This window comes from Bacillus salipaludis (assembly GCF_004358205.1).
This window is the reverse complement of the sequence record NZ_SMYO01000020.1, coordinates 16,464-39,595: the sequence shown is the minus strand read 5'-3', so window position 1 is coordinate 39,595 and position 23,132 is coordinate 16,464. Positions and strand designations below refer to the sequence as shown.

The window sequence follows — 23,132 nt, the reverse complement described above, 5'->3', positions numbered from 1 at the left end:
GTTTAATCAAAAAGAATCAATAAAACCAAGCCTTCGCAAGTAACTGAACGGCCTTAACCATTTCTTCTTCGATCAAAGTGGCAAAACCGAGTAAGACAGTTTGATCATCGTTTTTTCCATAAGGGGAGACCGGATACACTTTAATACTAAATTCTGCAGCTTTATCTATCAGTTCCTGCTCGTTCAAACCATTATTGGGTCGTATTAAGATATGTAGTCCCGAGTCTTGACCAATGATGTCTGCGGTTTTGGGAAAATAGTCCGAAATCGTTGAAATCAGCCAATCCCGCTTTTTTTGATAGACAACCCTTACTTTTTGAATATGCTTTTCCCAATAACCCTGTTGCATAAATCGTGTTAAGACCTCTTGATCAATCCTTGATACCGTTTGGGTATAGAAAAATAATTCATCTTGATACTTTTTAATTAATGGCGGTGGTAAAACCATATAGCTTAATCGTATTGAAGGGAGCAGGGCTTTGGAAAAGGTGCTCATATAAATGACTTTTTCATACTTATCAATTCCTTGAAGGGCAGGAATCGGTTTTCCGCTATATCGGAATTCACTGTCATAATCATCCTCAATAATGAAACGGCTCTCTTCCTTTTCGGCCCAGTTTAAAAGCTGCATTCGTCGTGAAATCGGCATGATCATCCCGCAAGGAAATTGGTGAGACGGTGAGACACAGACAATATTTGCTCCGCTTTGTTCCAAGTTGGATAGGATGATTCCACCTTGATTGAGAGGAATCAATTGAACATCGACGATATTTTGCCCGTGGAGAAAAAGCCTCTGATGATATCCGGGATCTTCCACAGCGAATTTACTTCCTTGTAACAGCTTGAATAAAAGGCTTAATAAGTAGGGTGTCCCCGCGCCTAGGATTATTTGGCTTGGCGAGCAATGAACCCCGCGTGATTCAAATAAATATTTTGCAATCGTTTCACGGAGCCCGAAATCGCCCTGTGGATGTCCAAGGGAAAGTACTTGTTCATTTTCTATGCGTAGAACTTCGTTGGTAATTTTCCGATACACTCCAAAAGGGAACGATCCTGCATCCACACCTGCATAGGTGAAATCATAAGCAAAAAACTGCTCCTTGTGTTTTTTTTCCTCCACAAATTGAACATCCCGCTTAATCATGAAATTCGCTTGTTCCAGTTCACAAACAAAGTATCCCCGTCTAGGCATTGCCTCAATGTAGCCTTCAGCCAAAAGCTGACCATAAGCTGCTTCGATTGTATTCTGGCTAATTTGTAAATACGTTGAAAGTTTGCGCTTTGAGGGAAGCTTCGTGTTTGTTGGTAGGTTCCCTGTTTTTATTTCTTTTTTAATATAGTTATATAACTGCAAATATAATGGCTCGTTATGATGAGCGTTAAGATTTGGCGTGAATTCCAACAAAAAACTGGCCCCCTCCATTTTTTTAAATCTGATACTTCTTGTAGTATCAGATATTTTATATAATACCACTATGTTCAAGATGAATCGATACTGGAGGAAGAATTTATGAAACCATCAAGACACCTTGGTCTGATGATGATTATTTGTGGCGCAACCCTTTGGGGTTTATCTGGTCCAATGATCCAATGGCTTTTTAATCGTACAGACCTTTCATCAGGAGATTATTTGGTTGTCCGGCTACTGTTTGCTGGTATTACGATTTTAGGATTTTTGCTTTTCACTAAACACAATATCTTTGAAATTTGGAAGCATCCGAAGGATTGGGTTCAATTATGTATTTTTGCTGTGATAGGGATGCTTGCCGGTCAATATACATTTATTGAAACGCTTGACAAGAGTAACGCGGTTACGGCTACATTATTTCAATTTCTTGGTCCCATCATCATAACGATTTATGTTGCTGCCCGGAAAAAGAAACTTCCGGCACCAATGCAATTATTGGCAGTGGTTGCTGCAGTGTTGGGGACATTTTATTTGATTACAAATGGCTCAATTGAAAATGTTATTTTATCGAAACGAGCTATTCTTTATGGGATTTTAACAGCGGTCACCTTTGCTTTTTATACGCTGCATCCTAAGTCTTTGATTAAACAATGGGGAACCTTACAAATTGTTGGCTGGGGAATGCTGCTTGGCGGAGTGATACTGTGGTCATTAAAAAGGCAATTTAGTTTTCATCACGTGGCTCAGACATTGACAATCAGTACATTTTCGATGCTTATTATTATTCTTTTAAGTGGAACGATTTCTTTTTTACTCTATATTGGAAGCTTAAAATATTTAACGGCCATCGAAACAGGGCTTTTATCGAGTATCGAACCACTTGTGACTGCCATCCTTTCTATCGCTTGGTTAAAGGAATCGTTTGGAGCATATCAATTGTTGGGTGGAGTGTTCATTATTGTTGCGGTTATTTTATTAACCATTCCTGAGAAAGAATTTAAACCGGGTGTAGCAAGGGAACGAGTGTCCTGAGTATGATTTTTAACTAGAATCACATATTAAGAAATAAAAATCGGTCTCTTTTTTTAAAAAGAGGCCTTGTTTTTATATTGAATCGTCTTGTTAATTATGATATATTTAACCTTGTTAAAAAAATGACTAAAAAACCAAAACGGTCAAAGGGGGTTCGTATGGCAATAGATCGTAGAAAGATGATTGTTGAAGCGGCAACGAAGTCTTTTTCCTTATTTGGCTATAAAGCAACGACGATGGATCAAGTGGCGAGACTTGCGAATGTTGGGAAAGGTACCATCTATACTTTCTTCAAAAACAAAGAAGAGCTGTTTGAAGAAATTGTTTCTTCATTAGTCAAAGAGATGATTGACGAGGCAGAAGATGTAATCGAGCCGGGGATGCCCTTTACAGAGAACGTCCATCGGGCCCTTTACCGTTTATTAGAATTCCGCTCACAGCACCAGCTTATGATTAAATTGATTCAAGAAGAAAAGGAAATGGGAACATTGGCGGTCTCTGAAATGCTGCAGCATGTGGAAGATGAAATTATTGCTTACTTAAAGCAAAAAATTGAAATTGCCATTACTAAGGGGGCTATTCCCGCAGCTGACCCAGAAATGACCAGCTTTCTGCTTTTAAAAATGTACATTGCCCTTGTTTCTGATTGGGAAAAAAATCATGAACCATTAAGTTCAGAGCGAATTGCAGAGCTCATGAAGGTCTTTTTATTAAAAGGATTATCAATTTGATAATCTTCTTTATTTACTCAAGAGTGACCAATTGGGGATTTTAGTCAAAAATTATAAAATGGATTTTGTCCAAATAGGAGGTACGATATGAAAGCTTTCTCATCTTTGAAAAGCGAGCTTTTGGGGATTATCCATAACCGTAAACTGCTAATTGCCATTATTGGCGTCATGACGATTCCATTGCTTTACAGTGGGACGTTCTTATGGGCGTTTTGGAACCCATACGGCCATGTAGACCGAATGCCGGTAGCTGTTGTCAATCATGACAAAGGTGCGGTATATAATGGGGATAAGCTTGAAATTGGTAATGACTTAGTAGAGAAGTTAAAGGATAAGAAAAGCTTTAACTGGAAATTTGTAAGTGAAAAACAAGCAAATATAGGCTTGGAAAAACAGGATTATTATATCAAAATCGAAATTCCAAAAGATTTTTCAAAAAATGCTACAACTCTACAAAGCAATCATCCGAAAAAGTTAGATCTTATTTATACTCCGAATGAGGGAACGAACTATCTTTCATCTAAAATTGGTGATTCGGCAATTGAAAAGATAAAAGAAGAGGTGGCAGGTGCTGTCACAGAAACTTATGCCGAATCCATGTTTGATCAAATCAAAGATGTAGCTAAAGGATTAAAAAAGGCAAGCGATGGCGCGAAGGACCTTCATAAAGGTATAAACACAGCCAAAGATGGCGCCGGAGAGTTGAATTCAGGGATAGGGTCAGCAAAAAACGGGGCTGCTAAATTAACCAATGGTGCAGTGTCGGTTAACAGCGGGGCAAATAAGATTGAACAAAATTTACAAATACTTGCAAAAAACTCCCTTACCTTTTCACAGGGGGTACAATCTGCATCATCTGGATCGAAGGACCTTCAAAGCGGGCTTCAGCAGTTTGATGCTGGGCTTAGTCAAATGCAGGATGGAAATGATCAATTATTGAATGGAGCGAAAAAGTCCCAGGCAGGTGCAAAACAATTATCAGACGGGCTTGATTCAGCAGCTTCGAACATTCCAGATCTGCAAAAAGGTTCACAGCAGTTGGCCGATGGCGCAACGAAACTTTCCTCTTCCATGGAAAAATGGAAAGCCGGGGCAGAAGATGCGAAAACAGGTTCTGCTGATGTTAGTACAGGATTACAGCAAACCATCGATTTTGTAGCTCAAATGGAAGAACAAACAAATGACCCGGTTGAAAAGGCAAAACTTGAAGGCTTAAAAGGGAATTTGAAAAAATTATCAGAGGGAAATCAGAAGGTTACGTCCGGTATAGGGGCTCTTTCTGAAAATACAACACTGTTAAAACAGGCATCAGATCAGTTGGCAGCTGGTGCAGGTAAATTGAACAACGGGCAAAATCAACTTGCTGAAGGGGTTAATCAATTGTCTGCCGGTGCGAAACAACTTGAAGCTGGGCAGAATCAATTGGCAAAAGGTTTGGGTACCTTTGGTGATAAATTGGATGAAGCGAAGAAAGGATTCAGCCAAATAACAGACGGAAGCAGCAATCTCTCTTCCGGTCTAAATGAATTAGCTGCAGGTTCAACGAAGCTTCAAGATGGAACGAATAAGCTTGCCGAAGGTTCCAAGCAATTATCGGAAGGAACTGGCCAATTATATGATGGCACAAAAAGCTTAAACAGCGGTATGTTCAAACTTGCCAGTGGTTCTAATGATTTAACAGGTGGGATGGAAAAGCTTGCAGATGGTTCAAAGGAATTAAAAAATAAATTGCAGGATGGAGCCAAAGATGCAAGTGATGTAAAAGCGAACAATAGTGTTTATAATATGTTTGCTAAACCGGTAAAACTGAAAGAGGATCGTATGAACCATGTTCCTGACTATGGTACCGGTTTTACACCTTACTTCTTATCATTAAGCTTGTTTGTTGGGGCTTTAATGTTATCGATTATCTTCCCAATGTTTGAACCTGCAAGGAAACCGAAAAGCGGCTTTAGCTGGTTTGCCGGTAAATTAGGGATTTTGTTAATCATCGGGGTAGGGCAGGCACTGCTTGCGGATATTGTCCTTCTTGCGGGGCTTGGATTAGAGGTTAAAAGTGTTCCGTTCTTCATTATGATGAGTATTTTTACAAGCTGGACGTTTTTAGCGATTATTCAATTCCTTGTAACGGTATTGGATAATCCGGGGCGCTTCCTTGCAGTTATTATTTTAATCTTGCAATTAACGAGCAGCGCCGGAACCTATCCAATTGAATTGGTTCCAAGGATTCTGCAAAAAATTAATCACTTCCTGCCAATGACATACTCCATTGCAGGATTCAGGGCGATTATTTCTACAGGCGATTTTAGTTTTATGTGGGAAAATATCGAGTTTATTTCAATTTTCTTTATTGCTTTCCTTGCAGCAACCCTTACATTTTTTGTTGTTAAATTTAAACGGCAAAATGTACAGCATCAGGAAGCGTGATGAGAGGGGGTGCCCTATATATGGGGCACCCCCTTTGTGGTTTATAAAGCATTTATCTGCGATAGTTTAGGTTTTATCTGCGATGCCTAGTGATTTATCTGCATAAACCTCACTTTTATCTGCGAAGAGAGTATTGCCTATTAAAATCGGTGATTTAAGCAATCGTATTCTATACATGTGTTTATTTTTTTCCAAGGTTCTGCTGTGCCATTTTTACGAGTTCACGAACCATGCTGCCGCCTAGTCTGCCGCCGACTTTTCCTGCTTGCTCGGAGGTTAGCTGGCCGTTATATCCTTTCTTTAACGGTACACCCGTCTCTTCTGCCGCTTCAAATTTGGCATCCTCAGGGCTCTTGGCATTGACAACTCTGGCTTTTAATTCATCCAGTTCGGCCCTTGCTCCCGGGACGAGAATTTTGTTATTTTTTCTAGCCATGAAAAAATCCCTCCTTTCCGTTAGGATTTCCTCTTATAAGGAAAATTACTAAAGAACCACTGGAAAAATCCCTAATGTTCCAGTATAATATCTGGTAATTAACATCGAAAATCAATGACAAAGAGAGTAGTTATCTGTGAGGTCAAAGCGATTCAGGGGCGGTGGGAGCCTGAAACCAAGAGAAGATAATGAAGCGCACTTTCGAGATGCCGTCCGAAGTAATAGTAGGATATGCCGGAGAATACTCCGTTACTAAGCGTAAGCTGGTTCTTTGTGAACAATTAGAGTGGTACCGCGGGATAACTCTCGTCTCTTTTTTTAGAGGCGGGAGTTTTTTATTTGGGATAAAAATTATTGGAGGTTTTAAAGTGAATTTTAAGAAAGAGCTTGCCGAAATACTTTTTGAGTCGCTAAAGGGAGAAATTTCAGTTCAGGATCTCGAACAACTTATTGAAAAGCCAAAAAACCAAGAACATGGCGATTTGGCATTTCCATGCTTTACACTAGCAAAAGTTAAACGAAAGTCACCAAATCAAATAGCCCAGGAACTAAGCAGTACAATTCAATCGCCACTTTTTGAAAAAATTGAAGTAATTGGCGCCTATCTAAACATATTTTTAAATAAACAACAGGTTTCTGAACAAGTGATTAAGGAAATCGGCACGCTAGAAAGCCGTTATGGTATGCAGGCGATAGGAAATGGCGGAAAAGTACCGATTGATATGTCCTCTCCAAATATCGCCAAACCGTTCTCAATGGGCCACTTGCGCTCTACCGTTATTGGGAATTCGCTTGCCCTTATTCTTGAAAAATGCGATTATAAGCCAGTGAAAATCAATCACCTCGGTGACTGGGGTACACAGTTTGGTAAATTAATTACTGCTTATAAGCTTTGGGGAGAAGCGGAGAAGGTAAAGCAAAACCCGATTAAGGAGTTATTGACTCTTTATATTAGGTTCCATGATGAGGCAGAGAAAGATCCATCCCTTGTTGACCAAGGTAGAAGCTGGTTTAAAAAGCTTGAAGATGGTGACAAGGAAGCGCATGAGTTATGGCAATGGTTCCGCGACGAGTCTCTAAAAGAATTCTCTAGAATCTATGATTTAATGAACGTTGCGTTTGACTCCTTTAACGGTGAGGCTTTTTATAATGATAAAATGGACCGTGTTGTAAAGCTGCTTGAGGAACAACAATTGCTGGTAGAATCAGATCAGGCTCAAGTGGTGGAATTAACCGAAGAAGAACTGCCCCCATGTCTGATTAAAAAGTCAGACGGGGCCACGCTGTATGCTACCCGTGATTTAGCTGCTGCTCTTTATCGCCACGAAACCTATCATTTTGATAAGTCTTTATATGTTGTCGGGAATGAGCAAAGTCTCCATTTTAAACAACTTAAAGCTGTTTTAGGAAAACTGGGGTATGACTGGGCAAAGAATATGGTCCATATTCCATTTGGCATGATGTTAAAAGACGGAAAGAAAATGTCTACTAGAAAAGGAAAAGTTGTTTTATTAGAAGAGGTTTTAGATGAGTCGATTTCAATGGCGCGTCATAATATTGAAGAGAAAAATCCAAATCTAGAGAACAAGGACATAGTTGCGAAACAAGTTGGTGTGGGAGCGGTTATTTTCCACGACTTAAAGAATTTCAGAATGAATGATATTGAGTTTTCATTAGAAGAAATGCTTCGTTTTGAGGGAGAAACGGGACCATATGTTCAATATACGCATGCTCGGGCCTGCTCCATTTTACGAAAAGGAAATTGGTCCGCCGATTGGCAGCCAAGCAGAATCGATTATTCTTGGGAAAAAGAATGGAAGGTTATTACTATGCTCATGGAGTTCCCAAATGCCATCAAAAGAGCATTTAACCAGTACGATCCTTCCCAAGTCGCTAAATATGTAGTCGACCTAGCCCAAGCTTTTAATAAGTATTATGGAGAAGTAAAAATTCTAGAGGACAATAATGAGAAGCAAGCACGTTTAGCCCTTGTTTATTCGGTTACGGTCGTTCTGAAAGAAGGTTTACGACTATTAGGTGTTGAGGCACCTGATGAAATGTAAGTCATTTGATTTTCAAAGTTGGATGATTTTGGGTTAAAATAGAATCGACCAAAATCGAGGAGGCTAGGGTATGAGTGAATTATTATTCAAGCATTTTAAGGTAACGAGAAACTTTTTTCTTAAAAATATTGATGCTATAGATGAAGCGATTGTGGATATACAGCCGGAAGGTTTTAATAACACCATTCATTGGCATATTGGGCATGTGTTAACGGTAGCAGAGCAGTTTATGTTTGGGTTCCCTAAAAAATCAACTAACCTGCCGGAGAATTATATGACGTTATTTGCAACTGGCACGAAACCTGCTGATTGGCAGGGTGCTGTTCCGTCCATAGCAGAATTAACAAGCCAGTTAAAAGAGCAAATCAATCGTATTAAAGAGGTTCCGGCTGAAAGCTTAAATGAACGACTTGCAACCCCATTCCTTGGTTTAGAATCATTCGGTGAAATTGCTAATTTTGCGACCTTCCATGAGGCCAATCATTTGGGGCAAATACAAGCTATGAAGCGAGTTATTGAAGCAGCAAGTAAATAAAAGAAAAACAGGTAATTGAAAGATCGTTTCTACTTATGTAGGAACGTTTTTTCATTTCCTCTGCTACAAAAGTATCGTATAGGGAATTTAAATCCATTGTATAATGGATAGAAATAGATGTATCTTATCTGGAGTGATTGAATTGAGACTAGGTTATGCAGCTTACGAATCGCCGATAGGGAAGCTTTATGTGATTGCAGATGAAAAAGGTGTTAAAAGAATTGAGATGTTTGAAGAGGACTGGCAGAACTATCAAAAAGAAAACCCTACATTAAAAGAAGATTTGGAGCTTTGCGGTGAAGCGGTAAAACAATTAGATGAGTATTTTCAAGGCTATCGTCAACAATTTGAGCTGACCCTTTCGGTTGAAGGTACGGATTTTCGTAAAAAGGTTTGGGAAGCGCTCCAATCCATTCCGTTTGGAGAAATTAGAAGCTATGCGGATGTGGCTGAAATGATTGGGAATCCCAAAGCTGTCAGGGCTGTTGGTCAAGCAAATCGGACAAATCAAATTCCGATTATTATTCCCTGCCATAGGGTAATTGGCAAGAATGGGAGTTTAGTTGGATATGCGGGGAGCAACACCCCGATTAAAAGAAAGCTCCTTGAAGTTGAGGGAGTCAAAATGTAGATTGAAAAGGTTGTCTGGAGGATTAAATAAATCCCTTTCAGCAGCTTTTTTTCTTTTAAACCATAATTCCTAATAAATTAATATTTTTCGACAACACTAAGGTTACAATAACAGTTTTTTTAGGTTAATTGGAATCTATTCAGTGACTTTGTCGAAAAGAAAATACTTCATATTCACTATCCTCTTGTGTTAAAATCAATCGGTAACTCTACTTCAAGTCTGGTGGGTGAATCACTTGCTCTCTTCTATCAAGAGATTTTTAATTGGCCGGCCGTTAAAATCAGCGGCATTGGGCGAACAAAAGTTAAATATATTTAAGGCGTTAGCCATTCTTTCTTCCGATGCACTATCCTCTGTTGCATACGGAACAGAGCAAATTCTTCTTGTTTTGGCGACCATTAGTGTTATAGCTTTTTGGTACTCGATTCCAATTGCAGTAGGCGTATTATTTTTATTAGCTGCACTTATCATTTCTTATCGACAAATTATATTTAGCTACCCACAGGGTGGAGGCGCCTATTTGGTTTCGAAGGAAAACTTAGGTGAGAATGCGGGGTTAATCGCCGGGGGATCCCTGCTGGTTGATTACATATTGACAGTAGCTGTAAGTGTTTCAGCTGGAACTGATGCAATAACATCCGCATTTCCAGTACTTCATCCACACACCGTCTCAATTGCTTGTGTGTTGGTTGTATTGATTACCATCTTAAATCTTCGTGGCTTGACGGAGTCGGCTTCCATTTTAGCCTATCCTGTCTATTTATTTGTCTTTGCCCTTGTTGTTTTGATTGTTGTCGGGATTTTCAAAATAATAACCGGAAATGTTTCTCCAACCGTTCATCATGCTCCGATTGGCGCGCCGGTACAAGGAATTACGTTATTCTTATTACTAAGAGCATTTGCGTCAGGATGTTCAGCGTTAACAGGTGTCGAGGCAATTTCCAATGCGATACCAAATTTCAAGGATCCCGCTCCTAATAATGCGGCAAAAACGCTTATTTTAATGGGATCGTTGCTCGCCGTTTTATTTTCAGGGATTACTTTTTTAGCCTATTATTATGGGATTGCTCCAAAAGTGGAGGAAACCGTTGTTTCACAAATTACGAAAGAAACCTTTGGGCGAAATTATCTTTACTTTTTTGTACAGGGTACGACTGCACTGATCCTCGTTTTAGCAGCTAATACAGGCTTTTCTGCTTTCCCACAGTTAGCCTATAACCTGGCAAAAGATAAATATATGCCAAGGATGTTTACGATTCGCGGTGACCGTCTAGGGTATTCTAATGGGATTGTTTCCTTAGGTATAGCATCCATTTTATTGATTATTACCTTTCATGGGCAAACTGAACATTTAATTCCCCTTTATGCGGTAGGTGTTTTTATTCCATTTACTTTGTCGCAGACTGGGATGATTATTAAATGGGTCCGCGAAAAGCCGGCTGGCTGGGTGGCGAAGCTAACTGCCAATTTGATTGGTGCTTTAATTACATTAACTGTTTTACTGATTTTCTTTATTACAAAGCTCGGGCAAGTTTGGTTTGTATTTATCTTCTTGCCGCTGATTGTGCTCCTATTTCACCGGATTAATAAGCATTATGAAGCTGTCGGGGAGCAATTACGTGTCTATAACCAGCAGCCTGCAATACCGATTGAGGGGAACGTTATTATTGTTCCGGTGGCAGGGGTTACCCGGGTTGTAGAAAATTCAATTAATTATGCAAAGTCGTTAACAGACCAAATCTTTGCAGTGTATGTTTCCTTTGATCGTGAGGATGAAAAACGCTTTGAGGAAAAATGGCAAAAATGGCAGCCGGATGTCCGGCTTGTCACCTTACAATCTCATTATCGAAGCATTCTGCATCCGTTAAGTAAATTTATTGATACAGTGGAACACAAGGCAAGTGAAAATAATTACCGTGTTACCGTATTAATTCCGCAATTTATTACGAAAAAAAGCTGGCACAATATATTGCACAACCAATCTAGTTTATTAATACGTGCCTATCTGCTTTATAAAAAGAAAGTGATTGTGGCGACCCTGCCATATCATTTCAAAAAGTAAAATTTGGAAGTATCTGGTTTTGGGTTTTTGTGTTAAAATAGGTTACAAATCATATCGGAAAAGGTTTTCTAGGGTTCCGTGGCTTATTCAAGCTAGTCTGGTCCGAGAGAAAACGCACCGTTTAAGAAGGTTGTGCCTGACCAAGGTGCTTGTGCTTTTCTTATGGTGTACACGGAGGGATAAAAGCCTGGGAGAAATGTCGGAAACGATATTTTTCCGGGCTTTTTTATTTTTTAGAAGGGAGATAGGGGAATGGATTTTTTATTAGAGAATAAATGGGTGATTTTGGTAAGTCTTGAGGTACTGGCGTGGTCATCGACCTTTTTCTTGTTGTATGCCAGGTACGGTCTGCAATCCAGTTTCTGGTTTAAGGTGGCAACGGTATTATTCGCGTTGACTGGAGTGATCCCGCAAGTATTAATGGGAATTATCAACTTTATTGCAACAAGGAAAGTTGATCTGTTTACCTTAATTATTGTGCTGCTTATCCTATATGGATTTACCCTTGGAAAGGGCCATGTCAAAAAACTCGATGCCTGGGCACAAGCAAAATTTTCAAAGCGTCGGGGTTCATAGATTAGATAAAGACCATTTGGTGGTCTTCTAGGTTGTCGAGAAAGGATATTTTTCTCGGCAATTTTTTTCTTTGTTAAATCTAAATACGAATTTTCTCGATAGTCCCTGTAATAGGGCCTGTTGATTTCCGCTCCGGTCACTCGCTTTCCGCGGGGAGTGCCTGGAGCGGAAATCAACAGACTTGTTGCACAGACCGAACTAATTATTTTGCACTAAATTAATGCATTGAATCGTTAAAGAGCGCAAACAAAATAAACGGCTACCGAAAGATTTTCGGCGGTCAGAAAAAACCACCAAGTCATCATTTGGTGGTTTTCTTTGTTTTTTTGATAATAAAGTAAATGGCGGCTAAAACAATTGCTGTGATAATAATTGGAAGCACATAGGGCTGTGCATATTCTTTAATATGAGACCAATTTTCCTTCAGTACCTTTCCTAAGTACAGAAATAAGACGGTCCACGGCAATACCGCCGCAACGGTGTAAAGGGTAAATTTGCTGACAGGCATTTTCGCTATTCCTGCTGGAATGGAAATGGCATGTCTGACAACGGGGATAAAGCGTGCAGAAAAAATGACACCAGCCCCATACTTTTGAAACCAACTTTCAGCAACATCGATGTGGCTCTTTTTAATTAACACATATTTACCGTACTTTTCAAGGAAAGGACGGCCGCCGTAATAACCTGCCCAATATAAAAAGAGCTGGGCTATCGTTCCACCAATGGTTCCAGCAATGACCGCTCCTAAAAAGTTCAAATGGCCTTGTGCAATCATATATCCGCCATAACCCAAGACAATCTCACTTGGGATAATTTCAATCATTAAACCTAAAGCAATTCCGAGATAGCCTAACTGTGATAGAAACATTAAAATTGAGAAAATAAAATCCTTCATAATTCACCTTCGCTATTGTAATGTTTATAGTTTAAACCAGATTGTCCTATAAAGAAATAAATATGGTACCAATTTAACATTCATTCCTAAATAAATGAAAAAGACAGCGTAAAGTCGCTGCCTTTAGGAATCAACTGATGCACCGGAAGAAAACATATAGGTCCGATGATGGTAACGGATGCTATAGACCAAGCCCATTGCAAACATATTCCCCATTAAAGAGCTTCCTCCATAGCTGATGAAGGGAAGCGGAATGCCGGTAATCGGCAGAACTTGGATGGTCATGCCAATATTTTGAAAGACGTGGAATGTAATTACGCTGATGACTCCTATGCAGACATAAATATTAAACGGGTCATTTGTATCTAAGGATGTTTTGATTAAATGGTAAATCAACAGGAAGAATAGTCCTACCACGATACTGCCGCCGACAAAGCCGTATTCTTCGCCAATAATACTAAAGATGAAATCGGTATGGCCCTCAGGAATGTAAACTTCACCTTTATCAAAACCTTTTCCCGTTATCAGACCTGAGCCAATCGCCGTTAATGATTTCATTAGATGGTAGCCGGAATCACTTTTATGGTTAACCGGGTCAAGCCAGGAATAGATCCGTTCAAATTGATAGGTTTTCACATTTAAATATTTTACAAGCAGTTCTGGTTTTTGAACGACGAGATAAAGAATGGCTGCTCCAAGGCCTGCCCCAGATCCGTATATCGGTAATATGATTTTCCATGAGATTCCTGAGACTAAAATAAGGCCAGTAAGAATCGATAAAATCACAAGACCGGTTCCTAAGTCAGGCTGAAGCATAATCAGCCCGAGTGGTACTGCTGTAGTAATCCCCAATTTTAAAAGTAACAAGAAGTCTAATTTAAGGGATTTTCCCTTAAACTTTTCTTGATGCTGGGTAATGACCCGGCTTAAGGCAAGAATCAAAAAAGTTTTTACAAATTCCGAAGGCTGAATGCCGAGCCCATGAATAATAAACCAGCTTTTCGCACCGTTTCGATAGGGAGCAATGCTTGTCGGTGCAACAATGATCGCAATCAGCAATAATAGGCCAAAGCCATAGAGATACCATGCAAGCCGTTTATATTGATAGCCATCGATTAGAATGGCAACAGAAATAATCGCTGCCCCCACTACATACCAAAAGACTTGTTTGATTAAGAAATTTTCATCATACTGTGCGGCACCTTGAGCACTGTAGATGGAGGCGCAGCTAATCAGGAAAAACAGAAATAAAATTAACGTTAATGTCCAATCAAACCGGTCCGGTTTTTTCGAAAAATAATCCATATGTCACACCCGTTATATTTGCATTTGTTACTTTCATGCTAGCAAAGAAAGAGTTTCCTCACAATAGAAAGTAAGGGAAATATTTCAAAATATAAGACGGATGAAACAGGTTGATGGTTTCAAAAAACTTAGATGAGGTAATGCAAAAACATTGATGCGATACCAAAGTAGGTCATTAAGGAAAAGATATCATTTAAGGTGGTGATCAGCGGGCCGGATGCAACGGCAGGGTCAACATTAAAGCGGTATAAAATTAGAGGAATGATGGTTCCTGCCAGCGTTCCGATTATAAGTGTGAAAAAGAGGGAGCAGCCCACCACCGCACCAAGTATCATATTCCCCTGCCAGATGTAGGCAATAACTGAGATTAGCACAGCGCAGGTAACCCCAATCGTAATCCCAACCCCAAACTCACGAGCAATCAGCCGGGTAACCACTCCTTTATCAATATCATGGGAGATTAGTCCGCGAACGACAACCGCTAGGGATTGTGTCCCAGTGTTTCCAGTCATGCCAGCAATCATCGGCATAAAAAAGGCTAATGCAACCACTTGTTTTAACGTATCTTCAAAGCTTGAGATGATCCTTCCGGAAATGAGACCGATAAATAAAAGTAAAATTAACCATGGTAATCTTCGTGCAGCAGCAACAAAAATTTTTGTATCAAAGTCAATCGCTTTCCCCGAAGCAGATAGTTTTTCAATATCTTCATTTGCTTCTCTTATCACAACATCGATAATGTCATCGACCGTCACAATCCCAACGAGGACATTTTTATCATCCACAACAGGAATGGCTAAGAAGTCATAACGTTCTGCTGTTCTGGCCACTACTTCCTGGTCAGTCGCCACTAGAACAGAAATAACCCGTTCATACATAATGTCATTGATCTTTTCATCCATATCAGCCAATAATAAATCACGATAGGAAACAACGCCAACCAGTTTGCGCTCTTCATCAATCACATATAAATAATTAATGGTTTCAGCAAATTCTGCGAAAATCTTTAATTTATCGACGGCCTCCCTGACAGAAAAATAATTTCGAATCCAGACAAACCGATTTGTCATGATTCTACCTGCTGTTTCCGGCGGATAATTTAGGATGTCTTTAACAGCGGTAGATTCCTCCGCCTTCATTCCGGACAAAAGCGAATCCATCTTTTCTGGGGATAGTTCATGTAATAGTAAGGCAAGGTCGTCATTATCCATTAAATCAAGAATCTTGCTCGACTTTTCAATTCCAAGCTTATTTAATACCTCGAGCTGTTCATCCTTATCAAGCTCTTCCATTAGGTCAGCGAGAAGATCATTTTTAAGAAATAAGAGAAACTTAGCTTTATGCTTCTCCGGTAATCCCTCATAAATTTTCGCAATATCATAGGGCTGCAATTCCTCAAGAATCGCTTCAAATTCAGCTTTTTTATTTTCTTTTAAAACTTTAATAATATGAAGGCTAATCTCAGCCTGAGTCATATTCTTAATCATGGATTAAAGCTCCTTTCTACCCCGCAGGTTTGATAACAGGGGAGACGGAAATGTTTTTTCGAATCTTTACTAGTATATGTTAATAAATAAGAATCCATTGATATTTTAAAAACAGTTACTTTTATGATAATCCATTTGCAATTTTCATCATCAAAGCTTTAAAATTGTAAAAGAATTGAAATAAGCTATTTGACCTATTCTTTGGTAAAATGATAAGGAATAACACATAGGCAGTTTTTACGATAGCTGTCCTTTTAAGATAAATTTTTAACTTTCGGAGGAGTTTGGCCTTGAAAAAGCATCATCAAGACATACGGGATCTTATTTATGTACACTTAAATCAATCGGATCAGTATGTAATGTCCTACGGAATTGAATTCGATGAATTTGCTGCTGCTTTTTCAGATTCATTAAACCATTTGCTTTTATTAAAGCACCGTTTTGATGATACTGAGTTTAATATGCATACGCTGCTTGAATATTGTCCGGAGGATCGTGTAAAAAAATTAGCTGGGGAAGATGTATACGGATATGGAGATTTTTGCTGGATTGATTTTATTGAAGAAGAGGTTTTAAATGAGCTAACAGGACAGGAAATTGCAGAATTATTATATTTGGGTCATTTAAAGCAACATTTAAAATTGCCCTTCTATAATAAGCTCGGAAATCGGTTTGTGTATTTAGCCCATGATGATGGCTGGTTTAACAAAATTTATTATCGCAGCTTTAAGGACTTTTTTCATTTACTTAGCGAGGCCATTTCCGGAAAAGTAAGTAAACTGAAATTGGAGAAATCCCTTTTAGGTTTAAGAAAAAAACGCATCTATCCGTCCGTAAACAAGGAGATTCTTCTTTCCTTAACTCCGTTTATAAAAGAGGGAATCTGCATTTCGATGAAAGATGCAGATCAACAGCGTACAAAGATTGAAATTCCAATCTGGGTAATTGGTGATTTTGCCAATATGGATGATATGTATGAGGAATATGAAATTATTTCAAAAGAACCATATCATGCTAAAATCATTTTTGATAAAAAAACAAAAGAGTGGAAATTGAATGTTCGCTAATCTCTCCTGATAATTTGGAGAGATTTTATTTTTGATTGTTTTGAATCAAGCACTTGATTTCATAAAATATAAAAAAGATTATCACATCATTCCTTAAATTTTTGAGAAAGTGCTAAAATAAAAACAGTATTTAAAATGGAGGTTTATCATGAAAACGAAACTGGGTTTATTATACGGAGGAAAATCCGCTGAACATAAAGTATCTATGCAAACGGCGATGGCAGTCATTCGCGCGCTGGACCTGGAAAAATTTGAAATTCATCCAATTTACATAAATGAAGAAGGTCAGTGGATTAAGGGTGCGCAGCTGCAAGCTCCTGTTGAGAATGTTAAGGAACTTGAGTTTACCGGGGGGGATGAATTATCCCCACTTTCTTTAGCCCCTGCTTTATTTGAAGGAAATAAACAGGAACAAGCCCCTCTTGACGTCATCTTTCCGCTATTGCACGGACCAAATGGGGAAGATGGTACGGTACAAGGATTATTAGAACTATTAAATCTTCCCTATGCCGGAAATGGGGTACTTGCTTCCGCAGCCGGTATGGATAAAGTGATGATGAAAAATGTATTTGCACAAGCCGGGCTCGCCCAAGTAAACTATGTTGCTTTTATTAAAAGTGAATGGCAAAAGGAAAAAGAAGTTGCTTATGCAAAGGTTGAGGAAGCACTAGGTTATCCATGTTTTGTAAAGCCAGCTAATCTTGGATCAAGTGTTGGAATTAGTAAATGCCGGAATCGTGCAGAATTGGAAACAGCTTTTGCGGAAGCCTTCCAATTTGATCGCAAGGTGATTATCGAAGAAGGTGTAACTGCCCGTGAAATTGAAGTGGGTATTCTAGGAAATGATGAGCCGGAATGTTCCGTAGCAGGAGAAATTGTACCGAAAAAAGATTTTTATGATTATAAAGCGAAATATGAAGATGGCGAAACCGCGTTGATAATTCCTGCTGAAATTACAGAGGATGAATATAAACAAATTAAAGCAATGGCAATTCAGGCATTTAAAGCGTTGGATTGTTCGGGGTTGGTTCGTGCTGATTTCTTCTTAACAAAGGATGGAAGAGCATTAATTAACGAAGTAAATACAATGCCTGGTTTTACTCCATTTAGTATGTTCCCGCTGTTATGGAAGCACACTGGGGTGGAATACCCACAATTAATTGAGCGCCTTGTCAATCTTGCAAAAGACAGACATAACGAAAAACAACAGATTAAATATACTTTCTAAACGAAAAGCGATGTTCCTTGCTCAGTGCCGAAGTGACCTAGGAAAAAAGAGCAGTTCATTTTTTCCCTGAAGGGCTTGGCGCAGGAGCTAGACAATAAATGTGTACGGCACGGCTTTTCGCCGTGTCCGTTCTTTTGAGAATCAATTGAATAGAGGAGGGAAAAAGGATGAAAAGAACTCTTAGCCAAATCGCTAACATGATCACGGTAAAAAATGATATCACTCCTTTTAAAGATGTAGTCGTCCAAGAAGTTGTCATTGATTCAAGGCAAATTGAAGCAGGAAGCTTGTTCGTACCCTTTAAAGGGGAACGGGTAGATGGCCATAAATTTGTAGAGGAATCCATCCAAAAAGGTGCTGCAGCTGCTCTTTGGCAAAGCGATGTTCCAAACCCGCCAGAGCATCTGCCGATTTTAATTGTTGATGATTGTTTAACAGCTTTACAGGAATTAGCAAGAAGCTACCGTCTGGAACTGAATATAAAGGTGGTAGGAATCACCGGCAGTAACGGAAAAACAACCACAAAGGATTTAACTGCTGGTCTGCTTTCGACCCAATATAAAGTTCAAAAAACGGAAGGTAATTATAATAATCAAATTGGTCTTCCACTTACGATATTAGGATTGGAAGAAGATACCCAAATTGCTGTTTTGGAAATGGGGATGAGCGGACGTGGTGAAATTGAATTTCTCACCAAACTCGCCTGCCCGGATGCCGTCGTTATCACGAATATTGGTGAATCCCATTTGCTTGACCTTGGTTCTAGAGAGGGAATTGCTGAAGCGAAGCTTGAAATTTTGCAAGGCTTAAAAGAGGGTGGACTAGCTGTATTGCATGGGGATGAACCATTGTTAATGGAAAGAATCCATCGATATAAAGGTAATGTCGAGGTACAGACCTTTGGAAGGAATGAAACCAATGATTTATTCCCAACAGACATTATTCAAATCGATCATGGTAACCGGTTTAAGACGAATGCTTCAACCGAAAGCTTTATGCTTCCCGTTTTGGGAACGCACAATATTTTAAATGCGCTTGCCTCCATGTTGATTGCCAGACATTTTAATGTTCCGTTTGAAAAAATGAATGAAGGTTTAGCTGGGATCAAGCTTACAAATATGAGAATGGAGCTTGTTGAAGGTAAGCATGGGGAAAAAATTATTAATGATGCTTACAATGCCAGTCCGACATCGATGATTGCTGCGATTGAATTAGTATCGAATCTTCAAGGGTATGATAAAAAAATCCTTGTATTAGGTGATATGCTGGAATTAGGGCCGCAGGAAGAACAATATCATTTGCAAATTGGTCAGGGGCTAAATCCAAATAAAATTGATTTATTGTTTACTTACGGTCAATTAGGAGCTCATATCGCTAAGGGTGCACGTGCAGTTTTAGGAGAAAATCGGGTTTTCGCCTTTACGGATAAAAAGGAGTTAATTCGCGAATTGGTAAACAATGTAAACCAAGAGTCTTTAGTGCTTGTTAAGGCATCCCGCGGGATGAAATTAGAAGAAGTTGTAAGTTATTTACAAAAATAGCAGGTGAGTAAAATGATTGGCTGCTTATGTATTCACGGCTTTACGGGAGCCCCTTATGAAGTAGAACCGCTGGTGGAGTATTTATCGGAACGGACCGATTGGTGCTTTTGTGTGCCCACACTTCCGGGTCATGGTGAAACACTTTCATTAAAAGGGGTTCAGTATCAGCAATGGATTGAATGTGCCGAGGATGAATTAAAGAAGCTCCTTCAAACCTGTGAAGAAGTTTATGTCATTGGTTTTTCAATGGGGGGCTTAATTGCGGCCTATTTAGCAGCCAATTATCCTGTTAAAAGGCTTATTTTGTTAAGTGCCGCCGCCCTCTATATTAATCCAAAACAAATGGCGGTGGAATTAAAAAGAATGCTGATCGACTCTCTAAGAGGAAACTTGAGGGAGAATGAATTATTTCAGCGTTATTTAAGAAAAATAAAAGCAACCCCAATAGCGGCTACCTTGCAATTTCGTCAACTTGTCTCCTTTATTAAACCACTTTTGTATCAAGTAGAAGTGCCGACCTTAATTGCTCAAGGGGAATGCGATGGAATGGTGCCGCCAAAAAGTGCTGAATATTTGTATCGGACCATTAATTCAAAAAAGAAGCGGATTACTTATATTAAGGATTCCCAACATCATATTTGTCACTGTGAGGAAAAAGCCGCCCTATTTTCCCAGGTGTATGATTTTTTATCCGAGTATTAAGGTTGGTAAAACTAGCTTTGATTGCAATATACAAGGAATAGTGGTATGATAATAATCAACGTGTCTTAAGAACGAGGAAATAAGGGCATACTCCTTTGGAGGAATGTCTTTTTTTGATAAAATAAATTTGGGCATTTTGATGCGTCACGATACATTCAGCATAAATACAATTTTTAAATAGATGAAGGAGAATGAAAACATTGACGAAGTTTCAAGATTTAGGTATTAGCCAGGAAACATTAAAGGCTGTCCTCAAAATGGGTTTTGAGGAAGCAACGCCAATCCAGGCAGAAACGATTCCATTGAGCTTAGAAAATAAGGATTTGATCGGCCAGGCTCAAACAGGAACAGGAAAAACAGCTGCATTTGGAATTCCATTGGTAGAAAAAGTGGATACAAGTGTAGAGGCAATCCAGGGGATTATTATTGCTCCTACCCGCGAGCTTGCGATTCAAGTATCAGAAGAATTATACAAAATCGGTTCAGGTAAAAGAGTTCGTGTATTACCAATTTACGGAGGACAGGATATTGGCCGCCAAATCCGTTCTTTAAAAAAGGCCCCACATATTATTGTTGGGACACCAGGCCGTGTACTTGACCATATCAACAGAAAGACACTTCGCTTAGACCATGTTCATACAGCCATCCTAGATGAAGCAGACGAAATGTTAAACATGGGATTCATTGAAGATATTGAAACGATTTTAGCGGAAATCCCTACCGAGCGCCAAACATTACTGTTCTCAGCAACCATGCCGGGACCGATTCAGCGAATGGCTGAAAAGTTTATGAAGGATCCTCAGATTGTTCGTGTCAAAGCTAAAGAAATGACTGTTCCTTCCATTGAACAATACTATGTGGAAGTGCAGGAAAAAAATAAATTTGATGTGTTAACAAGACTTTTGGATATCCAATCACCAGAACTAGCGATTATTTTCGGACGGACGAAACGCCGTGTCGATGAGTTATCTGAAGCTTTAAACCTTAGAGGCTATACGGCTGAAGGAATTCATGGCGACCTTAGTCAGGCAAAACGTCTTTCTGTCCTTCGTAAATTTAAAGAAGGCTCGATTGATGTCCTTGTAGCAACGGATGTAGCAGCAAGAGGTCTTGATATTTCTGGTGTAACCCATGTTTATAATTTTGATATTCCTCAAGATCCTGAAAGCTATGTTCACCGTATTGGACGTACTGGCCGTGCGGGTAAAACAGGGGTTGCGATGACCTTTATTACACCACGGGAAAAATCTTACCTGAATGTGGTTGAAAAAACTACAAAACGTAAGATGGAAAGAATGAAGCCGCCAACCCTTGATGAAGCATTAGAAGGACAGCAGCGTGCAGTAGTGGACAAAATTGTTCAGACAATTGAAGCCAATAACCTTCAATATTACAAAGCGGCTGCCGAAGAATTACTTGAAGCAAACGACGCTTCCACTGTTGTTGCAGCTGTTTTGAAAATGTTAACGAAGGAACCAGATACTACTCCTGTTAAGTTAACAGAGGAACAACCTCTTCCGCAAAAAAGGGAAAGAAGATCGCAGGATCGGGACCGCAGAAGAAGAGACGATTCTAGAGGGTTTAATTCCGACCGCAGAAAGAAATCACCGGTAAAACCAAGAAGCGGTGAAAAAAGAACGTCTGGAAAATCAAAGCCAAGAAGCTATAATCATTAAAATAGGAAAGAGCATGGACATCTTGTTCATGCTCTTTTCGCTCGTTTTTAACTTTTTTCCGTTTTCTTCTTTATGGATTGTTTGATTGTGTCCATGACTAAATATAGTAAAGGAATAAGCTCCATAAAGTAAGAAAGGGTAGGAAATGAGTCAGTAAAAAGGCTGGTCATTTCAGCAAATCCGCTTGCTATGTTTAGGGATAAGGAAATCATTACTGCTGTTAACGAAAACACAAGGGGCCGGTGATCTTTCAAGCGAAATAGCTGGGAAAGAATTTGAACTGAAATCGTAAAAAAAAGAGTAACTTTTATAAAAACTGTTGTGGCCCAGATAGAAATTAATAAATGGTCTAGATTTTGGATGAAATCAGCGATACGGATATAGCGAATCATTTCTAACATTGGATAGGTCAGGTGACTTGCCAAATTCGGTCCAAACAGCAATAATAGCCAAATGATATTGGATGAAATAAATAGTATAGAGAAAAACGATGCCAAGATAATGGATTTAAATGTTTTGTGTTTTTGCGTCAAATAGGGAAATAAAAAAAGTAAAATAATAGCCTCTCCAAAAAAATGAGCAGTGGAGTAGCCGCCCATTAAGATTCCTTGTCCGCTATGATTGGTAATAAAGGCCATCCAGCGTTCCCAGCGCAATTCCTTGCCGATAAAAAGTAGATTTCCTATATTCCCTAAAATAACTAAATAAAACAACCCTTGTGCGATCCGGAATAAATTTTCAAATCCTAATCGCGCTGTGACGGCTACTACCACTCCAAACATGCAGCCAACCGCCCAATTCGGCGTCTTGGGAAGATAAATTTGGACAATAAAATCTTCATATTCTCTTAGAATTAGAGCGCTGCTGGTCAGAAAGAAAACAAAGAAAATCGCCATAAAAGGAATATGAATCCAGTTGGGGAAAATCTCGCTTCCATAATGGACGATAAATTCATTAGGTCTCCGCTTTGCTAGTTTTATGACACAAAAGGCAAGTATAATCCCTGTTAAGGCGCTTAAACATAGAACAAGTAATGAATCGTACTGGGATACGTGAATCATGTGACTAGCACCAAATCCAACCAGTGTGGAGAAAAAATAAAGAATGAAGAAAAGTAGTAGTTGATTTTGGGAAATCTGTTCAGTTTTCAAAAAAGGTTCACCTAACCTATAATTTTTTGTTGGATTGGTTTAAAAAGAAATTGAATCAAATCACCTGCGCTAGGTAGTTGTTTGAATAGAATAGTCGAAATACAATAAAAAAAGGAAGCACCCATTATACAGAAGACAATCCAGTAGGTTCTTTTTTTACGATTTTTGCTTTTTAAGTA

19 protein-coding genes, 1 riboswitch and 1 other annotated feature are annotated in these 23,132 nt (G+C 39.1%); of the genes, 13 read left to right on the top strand and 6 right to left on the bottom strand.

Going from position 1 to position 23,132, the window contains the following annotated elements; all coding sequences use genetic code 11:
- Nucleotides 1-16: 16 nt before the first annotated feature.
- The gene (pdxR, locus tag E2K98_RS25970; protein ID WP_133339326.1) at nucleotides 17-1,405 is read right to left on the bottom strand and encodes a MocR-like pyridoxine biosynthesis transcription factor PdxR; all 1,389 of its coding nucleotides are present in this window, start codon (nucleotides 1,403-1,405) and stop codon (nucleotides 17-19) included.
- Nucleotides 1,406-1,510: 105 nt separating this feature from the next.
- Here pdxR and E2K98_RS25965 point away from each other — a divergent pair, with 105 nt between their 5' ends.
- The 3 genes from E2K98_RS25965 (at nucleotide 1,511) to E2K98_RS25955 (ending at nucleotide 5,598) form a co-directional block, all read left to right on the top strand.
- Nucleotides 1,511-2,440, top strand: coding sequence for a DMT family transporter (locus E2K98_RS25965; protein ID WP_133339324.1), 930 nt, complete (start codon nucleotides 1,511-1,513; stop codon nucleotides 2,438-2,440).
- Between the two features lie 158 nt (nucleotides 2,441-2,598).
- Nucleotides 2,599-3,171 carry a TetR/AcrR family transcriptional regulator gene (locus E2K98_RS25960; protein ID WP_133339322.1) on the top strand — a complete coding sequence of 191 codons (573 nt, stop codon included), beginning with the start codon at nucleotides 2,599-2,601 and terminating at the stop codon, nucleotides 3,169-3,171.
- Between the two features lie 87 nt (nucleotides 3,172-3,258).
- Nucleotides 3,259-5,598 carry a YhgE/Pip domain-containing protein gene (locus E2K98_RS25955; RefSeq protein WP_133339320.1) on the top strand — a complete coding sequence of 780 codons (2,340 nt, stop codon included), beginning with the start codon at nucleotides 3,259-3,261 and terminating at the stop codon, nucleotides 5,596-5,598.
- A 181-nt stretch (nucleotides 5,599-5,779) separates the two neighbouring features.
- Here the strand turns inward: E2K98_RS25955 and E2K98_RS25950 are convergent, their stop codons facing one another.
- Nucleotides 5,780-6,034, bottom strand: coding sequence for an alpha/beta-type small acid-soluble spore protein (locus E2K98_RS25950; protein ID WP_133339318.1), 255 nt, complete (start codon nucleotides 6,032-6,034; stop codon nucleotides 5,780-5,782).
- A gap of 105 nt (nucleotides 6,035-6,139) precedes the next feature.
- Nucleotides 6,140-6,351, top strand: a binding site (T-box leader).
- Nucleotides 6,352-6,402: 51 nt separating this feature from the next.
- Here E2K98_RS25950 and argS point away from each other — a divergent pair.
- The 5 genes from argS (at nucleotide 6,403) to E2K98_RS25925 (ending at nucleotide 11,901) form a co-directional block, all read left to right on the top strand.
- Entirely contained in the window at nucleotides 6,403-8,097 is a 1,695-nt protein-coding gene (gene argS, locus E2K98_RS25945; RefSeq protein WP_133339316.1) for an arginine--tRNA ligase, read from the top strand.
- 70 nt (nucleotides 8,098-8,167) lie between these two features.
- Nucleotides 8,168-8,632 carry a DinB family protein gene (locus tag E2K98_RS25940; protein ID WP_133339314.1) on the top strand — a complete coding sequence of 155 codons (465 nt, stop codon included), beginning with the start codon at nucleotides 8,168-8,170 and terminating at the stop codon, nucleotides 8,630-8,632.
- A gap of 142 nt (nucleotides 8,633-8,774) precedes the next feature.
- The gene (locus E2K98_RS25935; protein WP_133339312.1) at nucleotides 8,775-9,263 is read left to right on the top strand and encodes a methylated-DNA--[protein]-cysteine S-methyltransferase; all 489 of its coding nucleotides are present in this window, start codon (nucleotides 8,775-8,777) and stop codon (nucleotides 9,261-9,263) included.
- Nucleotides 9,264-9,498: 235 nt separating this feature from the next.
- A complete protein-coding gene (locus tag E2K98_RS25930) occupies nucleotides 9,499-11,325 on the top strand; it encodes an APC family permease (protein ID WP_133339310.1) in 1,827 nt (608 codons plus the stop codon).
- Nucleotides 11,326-11,382: 57 nt separating this feature from the next.
- Nucleotides 11,383-11,521, top strand: a riboswitch (guanidine-I (ykkC/yxkD leader).
- Nucleotides 11,522-11,577: 56 nt separating this feature from the next.
- Nucleotides 11,578-11,901: a hypothetical protein gene (locus E2K98_RS25925; RefSeq protein WP_133339308.1), complete on the top strand. Its 324-nt coding sequence runs from the start codon at nucleotides 11,578-11,580 to the stop codon at nucleotides 11,899-11,901.
- Between the two features lie 301 nt (nucleotides 11,902-12,202).
- Here E2K98_RS25925 and E2K98_RS25920 read toward each other — a convergent pair whose 3' ends face one another.
- From E2K98_RS25920 to mgtE, 3 genes are all read right to left on the bottom strand, one after another.
- Entirely contained in the window at nucleotides 12,203-12,799 is a 597-nt protein-coding gene (locus E2K98_RS25920) for a DedA family protein (RefSeq protein WP_208025425.1), read from the bottom strand.
- A 120-nt stretch (nucleotides 12,800-12,919) separates the two neighbouring features.
- Nucleotides 12,920-14,101 carry an FtsW/RodA/SpoVE family cell cycle protein gene (locus E2K98_RS25915; protein WP_133339304.1) on the bottom strand — a complete coding sequence of 394 codons (1,182 nt, stop codon included), beginning with the start codon at nucleotides 14,099-14,101 and terminating at the stop codon, nucleotides 12,920-12,922.
- Nucleotides 14,102-14,229: 128 nt separating this feature from the next.
- Nucleotides 14,230-15,588: a magnesium transporter gene (gene mgtE / locus E2K98_RS25910; RefSeq protein WP_133339302.1), complete on the bottom strand. Its 1,359-nt coding sequence runs from the start codon at nucleotides 15,586-15,588 to the stop codon at nucleotides 14,230-14,232.
- Nucleotides 15,589-15,878: 290 nt separating this feature from the next.
- On the opposite strand from mgtE, the gene E2K98_RS25905 reads away from it, so the two are divergent.
- From E2K98_RS25905 to E2K98_RS25885, 5 genes are all read left to right on the top strand, one after another.
- Nucleotides 15,879-16,655, top strand: a complete 777-nt coding sequence (locus E2K98_RS25905) for a hypothetical protein (protein WP_133339300.1) — start codon at nucleotides 15,879-15,881, stop codon at nucleotides 16,653-16,655.
- Between the two features lie 148 nt (nucleotides 16,656-16,803).
- The gene (locus E2K98_RS25900) at nucleotides 16,804-17,883 is read left to right on the top strand and encodes a D-alanine--D-alanine ligase (protein ID WP_133339298.1); all 1,080 of its coding nucleotides are present in this window, start codon (nucleotides 16,804-16,806) and stop codon (nucleotides 17,881-17,883) included.
- Nucleotides 17,884-18,050: 167 nt separating this feature from the next.
- Nucleotides 18,051-19,424, top strand: a complete 1,374-nt coding sequence (locus E2K98_RS25895) for a UDP-N-acetylmuramoyl-tripeptide--D-alanyl-D-alanine ligase (protein WP_133339296.1) — start codon at nucleotides 18,051-18,053, stop codon at nucleotides 19,422-19,424.
- Between the two features lie 12 nt (nucleotides 19,425-19,436).
- Nucleotides 19,437-20,126, top strand: a complete 690-nt coding sequence (locus tag E2K98_RS25890; protein ID WP_133339295.1) for an alpha/beta hydrolase — start codon at nucleotides 19,437-19,439, stop codon at nucleotides 20,124-20,126.
- Nucleotides 20,127-20,326: 200 nt separating this feature from the next.
- Complete coding sequence (locus E2K98_RS25885; protein WP_133339294.1) at nucleotides 20,327-21,802, top strand: DEAD/DEAH box helicase; 1,476 nt, start codon at nucleotides 20,327-20,329, stop codon at nucleotides 21,800-21,802.
- A 47-nt stretch (nucleotides 21,803-21,849) separates the two neighbouring features.
- On the opposite strand, the gene E2K98_RS25880 is transcribed toward E2K98_RS25885, so the two are convergent.
- A complete protein-coding gene (locus E2K98_RS25880; RefSeq protein ID WP_133339292.1) occupies nucleotides 21,850-22,953 on the bottom strand; it encodes a GerAB/ArcD/ProY family transporter in 1,104 nt (367 codons plus the stop codon).
- Between the last annotated feature and the right edge of the window lie 179 nt (nucleotides 22,954-23,132).

What these genes read in the sequence shown, in the direction of transcription:
- E2K98_RS25965 (WP_133339324.1), top strand. Translation starts at nt 1,511, where the DNA reads ATGAAACCATCAAGACACCTTGGTCTGATGATGATTATTTGTGGCGCA.
- E2K98_RS25960 (WP_133339322.1), top strand. Translation starts at nt 2,599, where the DNA reads ATGGCAATAGATCGTAGAAAGATGATTGTTGAAGCGGCAACGAAGTCT.
- E2K98_RS25955 (WP_133339320.1), top strand. Translation starts at nt 3,259, where the DNA reads ATGAAAGCTTTCTCATCTTTGAAAAGCGAGCTTTTGGGGATTATCCAT.
- E2K98_RS25950 (WP_133339318.1), bottom strand. Translation starts at nt 6,034, where the DNA reads ATGGCTAGAAAAAATAACAAAATTCTCGTCCCGGGAGCAAGGGCCGAA.
- E2K98_RS25940 (WP_133339314.1), top strand. Translation starts at nt 8,168, where the DNA reads ATGAGTGAATTATTATTCAAGCATTTTAAGGTAACGAGAAACTTTTTT.
- E2K98_RS25925 (WP_133339308.1), top strand. Translation starts at nt 11,578, where the DNA reads ATGGATTTTTTATTAGAGAATAAATGGGTGATTTTGGTAAGTCTTGAG.
- E2K98_RS25915 (WP_133339304.1), bottom strand. Translation starts at nt 14,101, where the DNA reads ATGGATTATTTTTCGAAAAAACCGGACCGGTTTGATTGGACATTAACG.
- mgtE (WP_133339302.1), bottom strand. Translation starts at nt 15,588, where the DNA reads ATGATTAAGAATATGACTCAGGCTGAGATTAGCCTTCATATTATTAAA.
- E2K98_RS25900 (WP_133339298.1), top strand. Translation starts at nt 16,804, where the DNA reads ATGAAAACGAAACTGGGTTTATTATACGGAGGAAAATCCGCTGAACAT.
- E2K98_RS25895 (WP_133339296.1), top strand. Translation starts at nt 18,051, where the DNA reads ATGAAAAGAACTCTTAGCCAAATCGCTAACATGATCACGGTAAAAAAT.
- E2K98_RS25890 (WP_133339295.1), top strand. Translation starts at nt 19,437, where the DNA reads ATGATTGGCTGCTTATGTATTCACGGCTTTACGGGAGCCCCTTATGAA.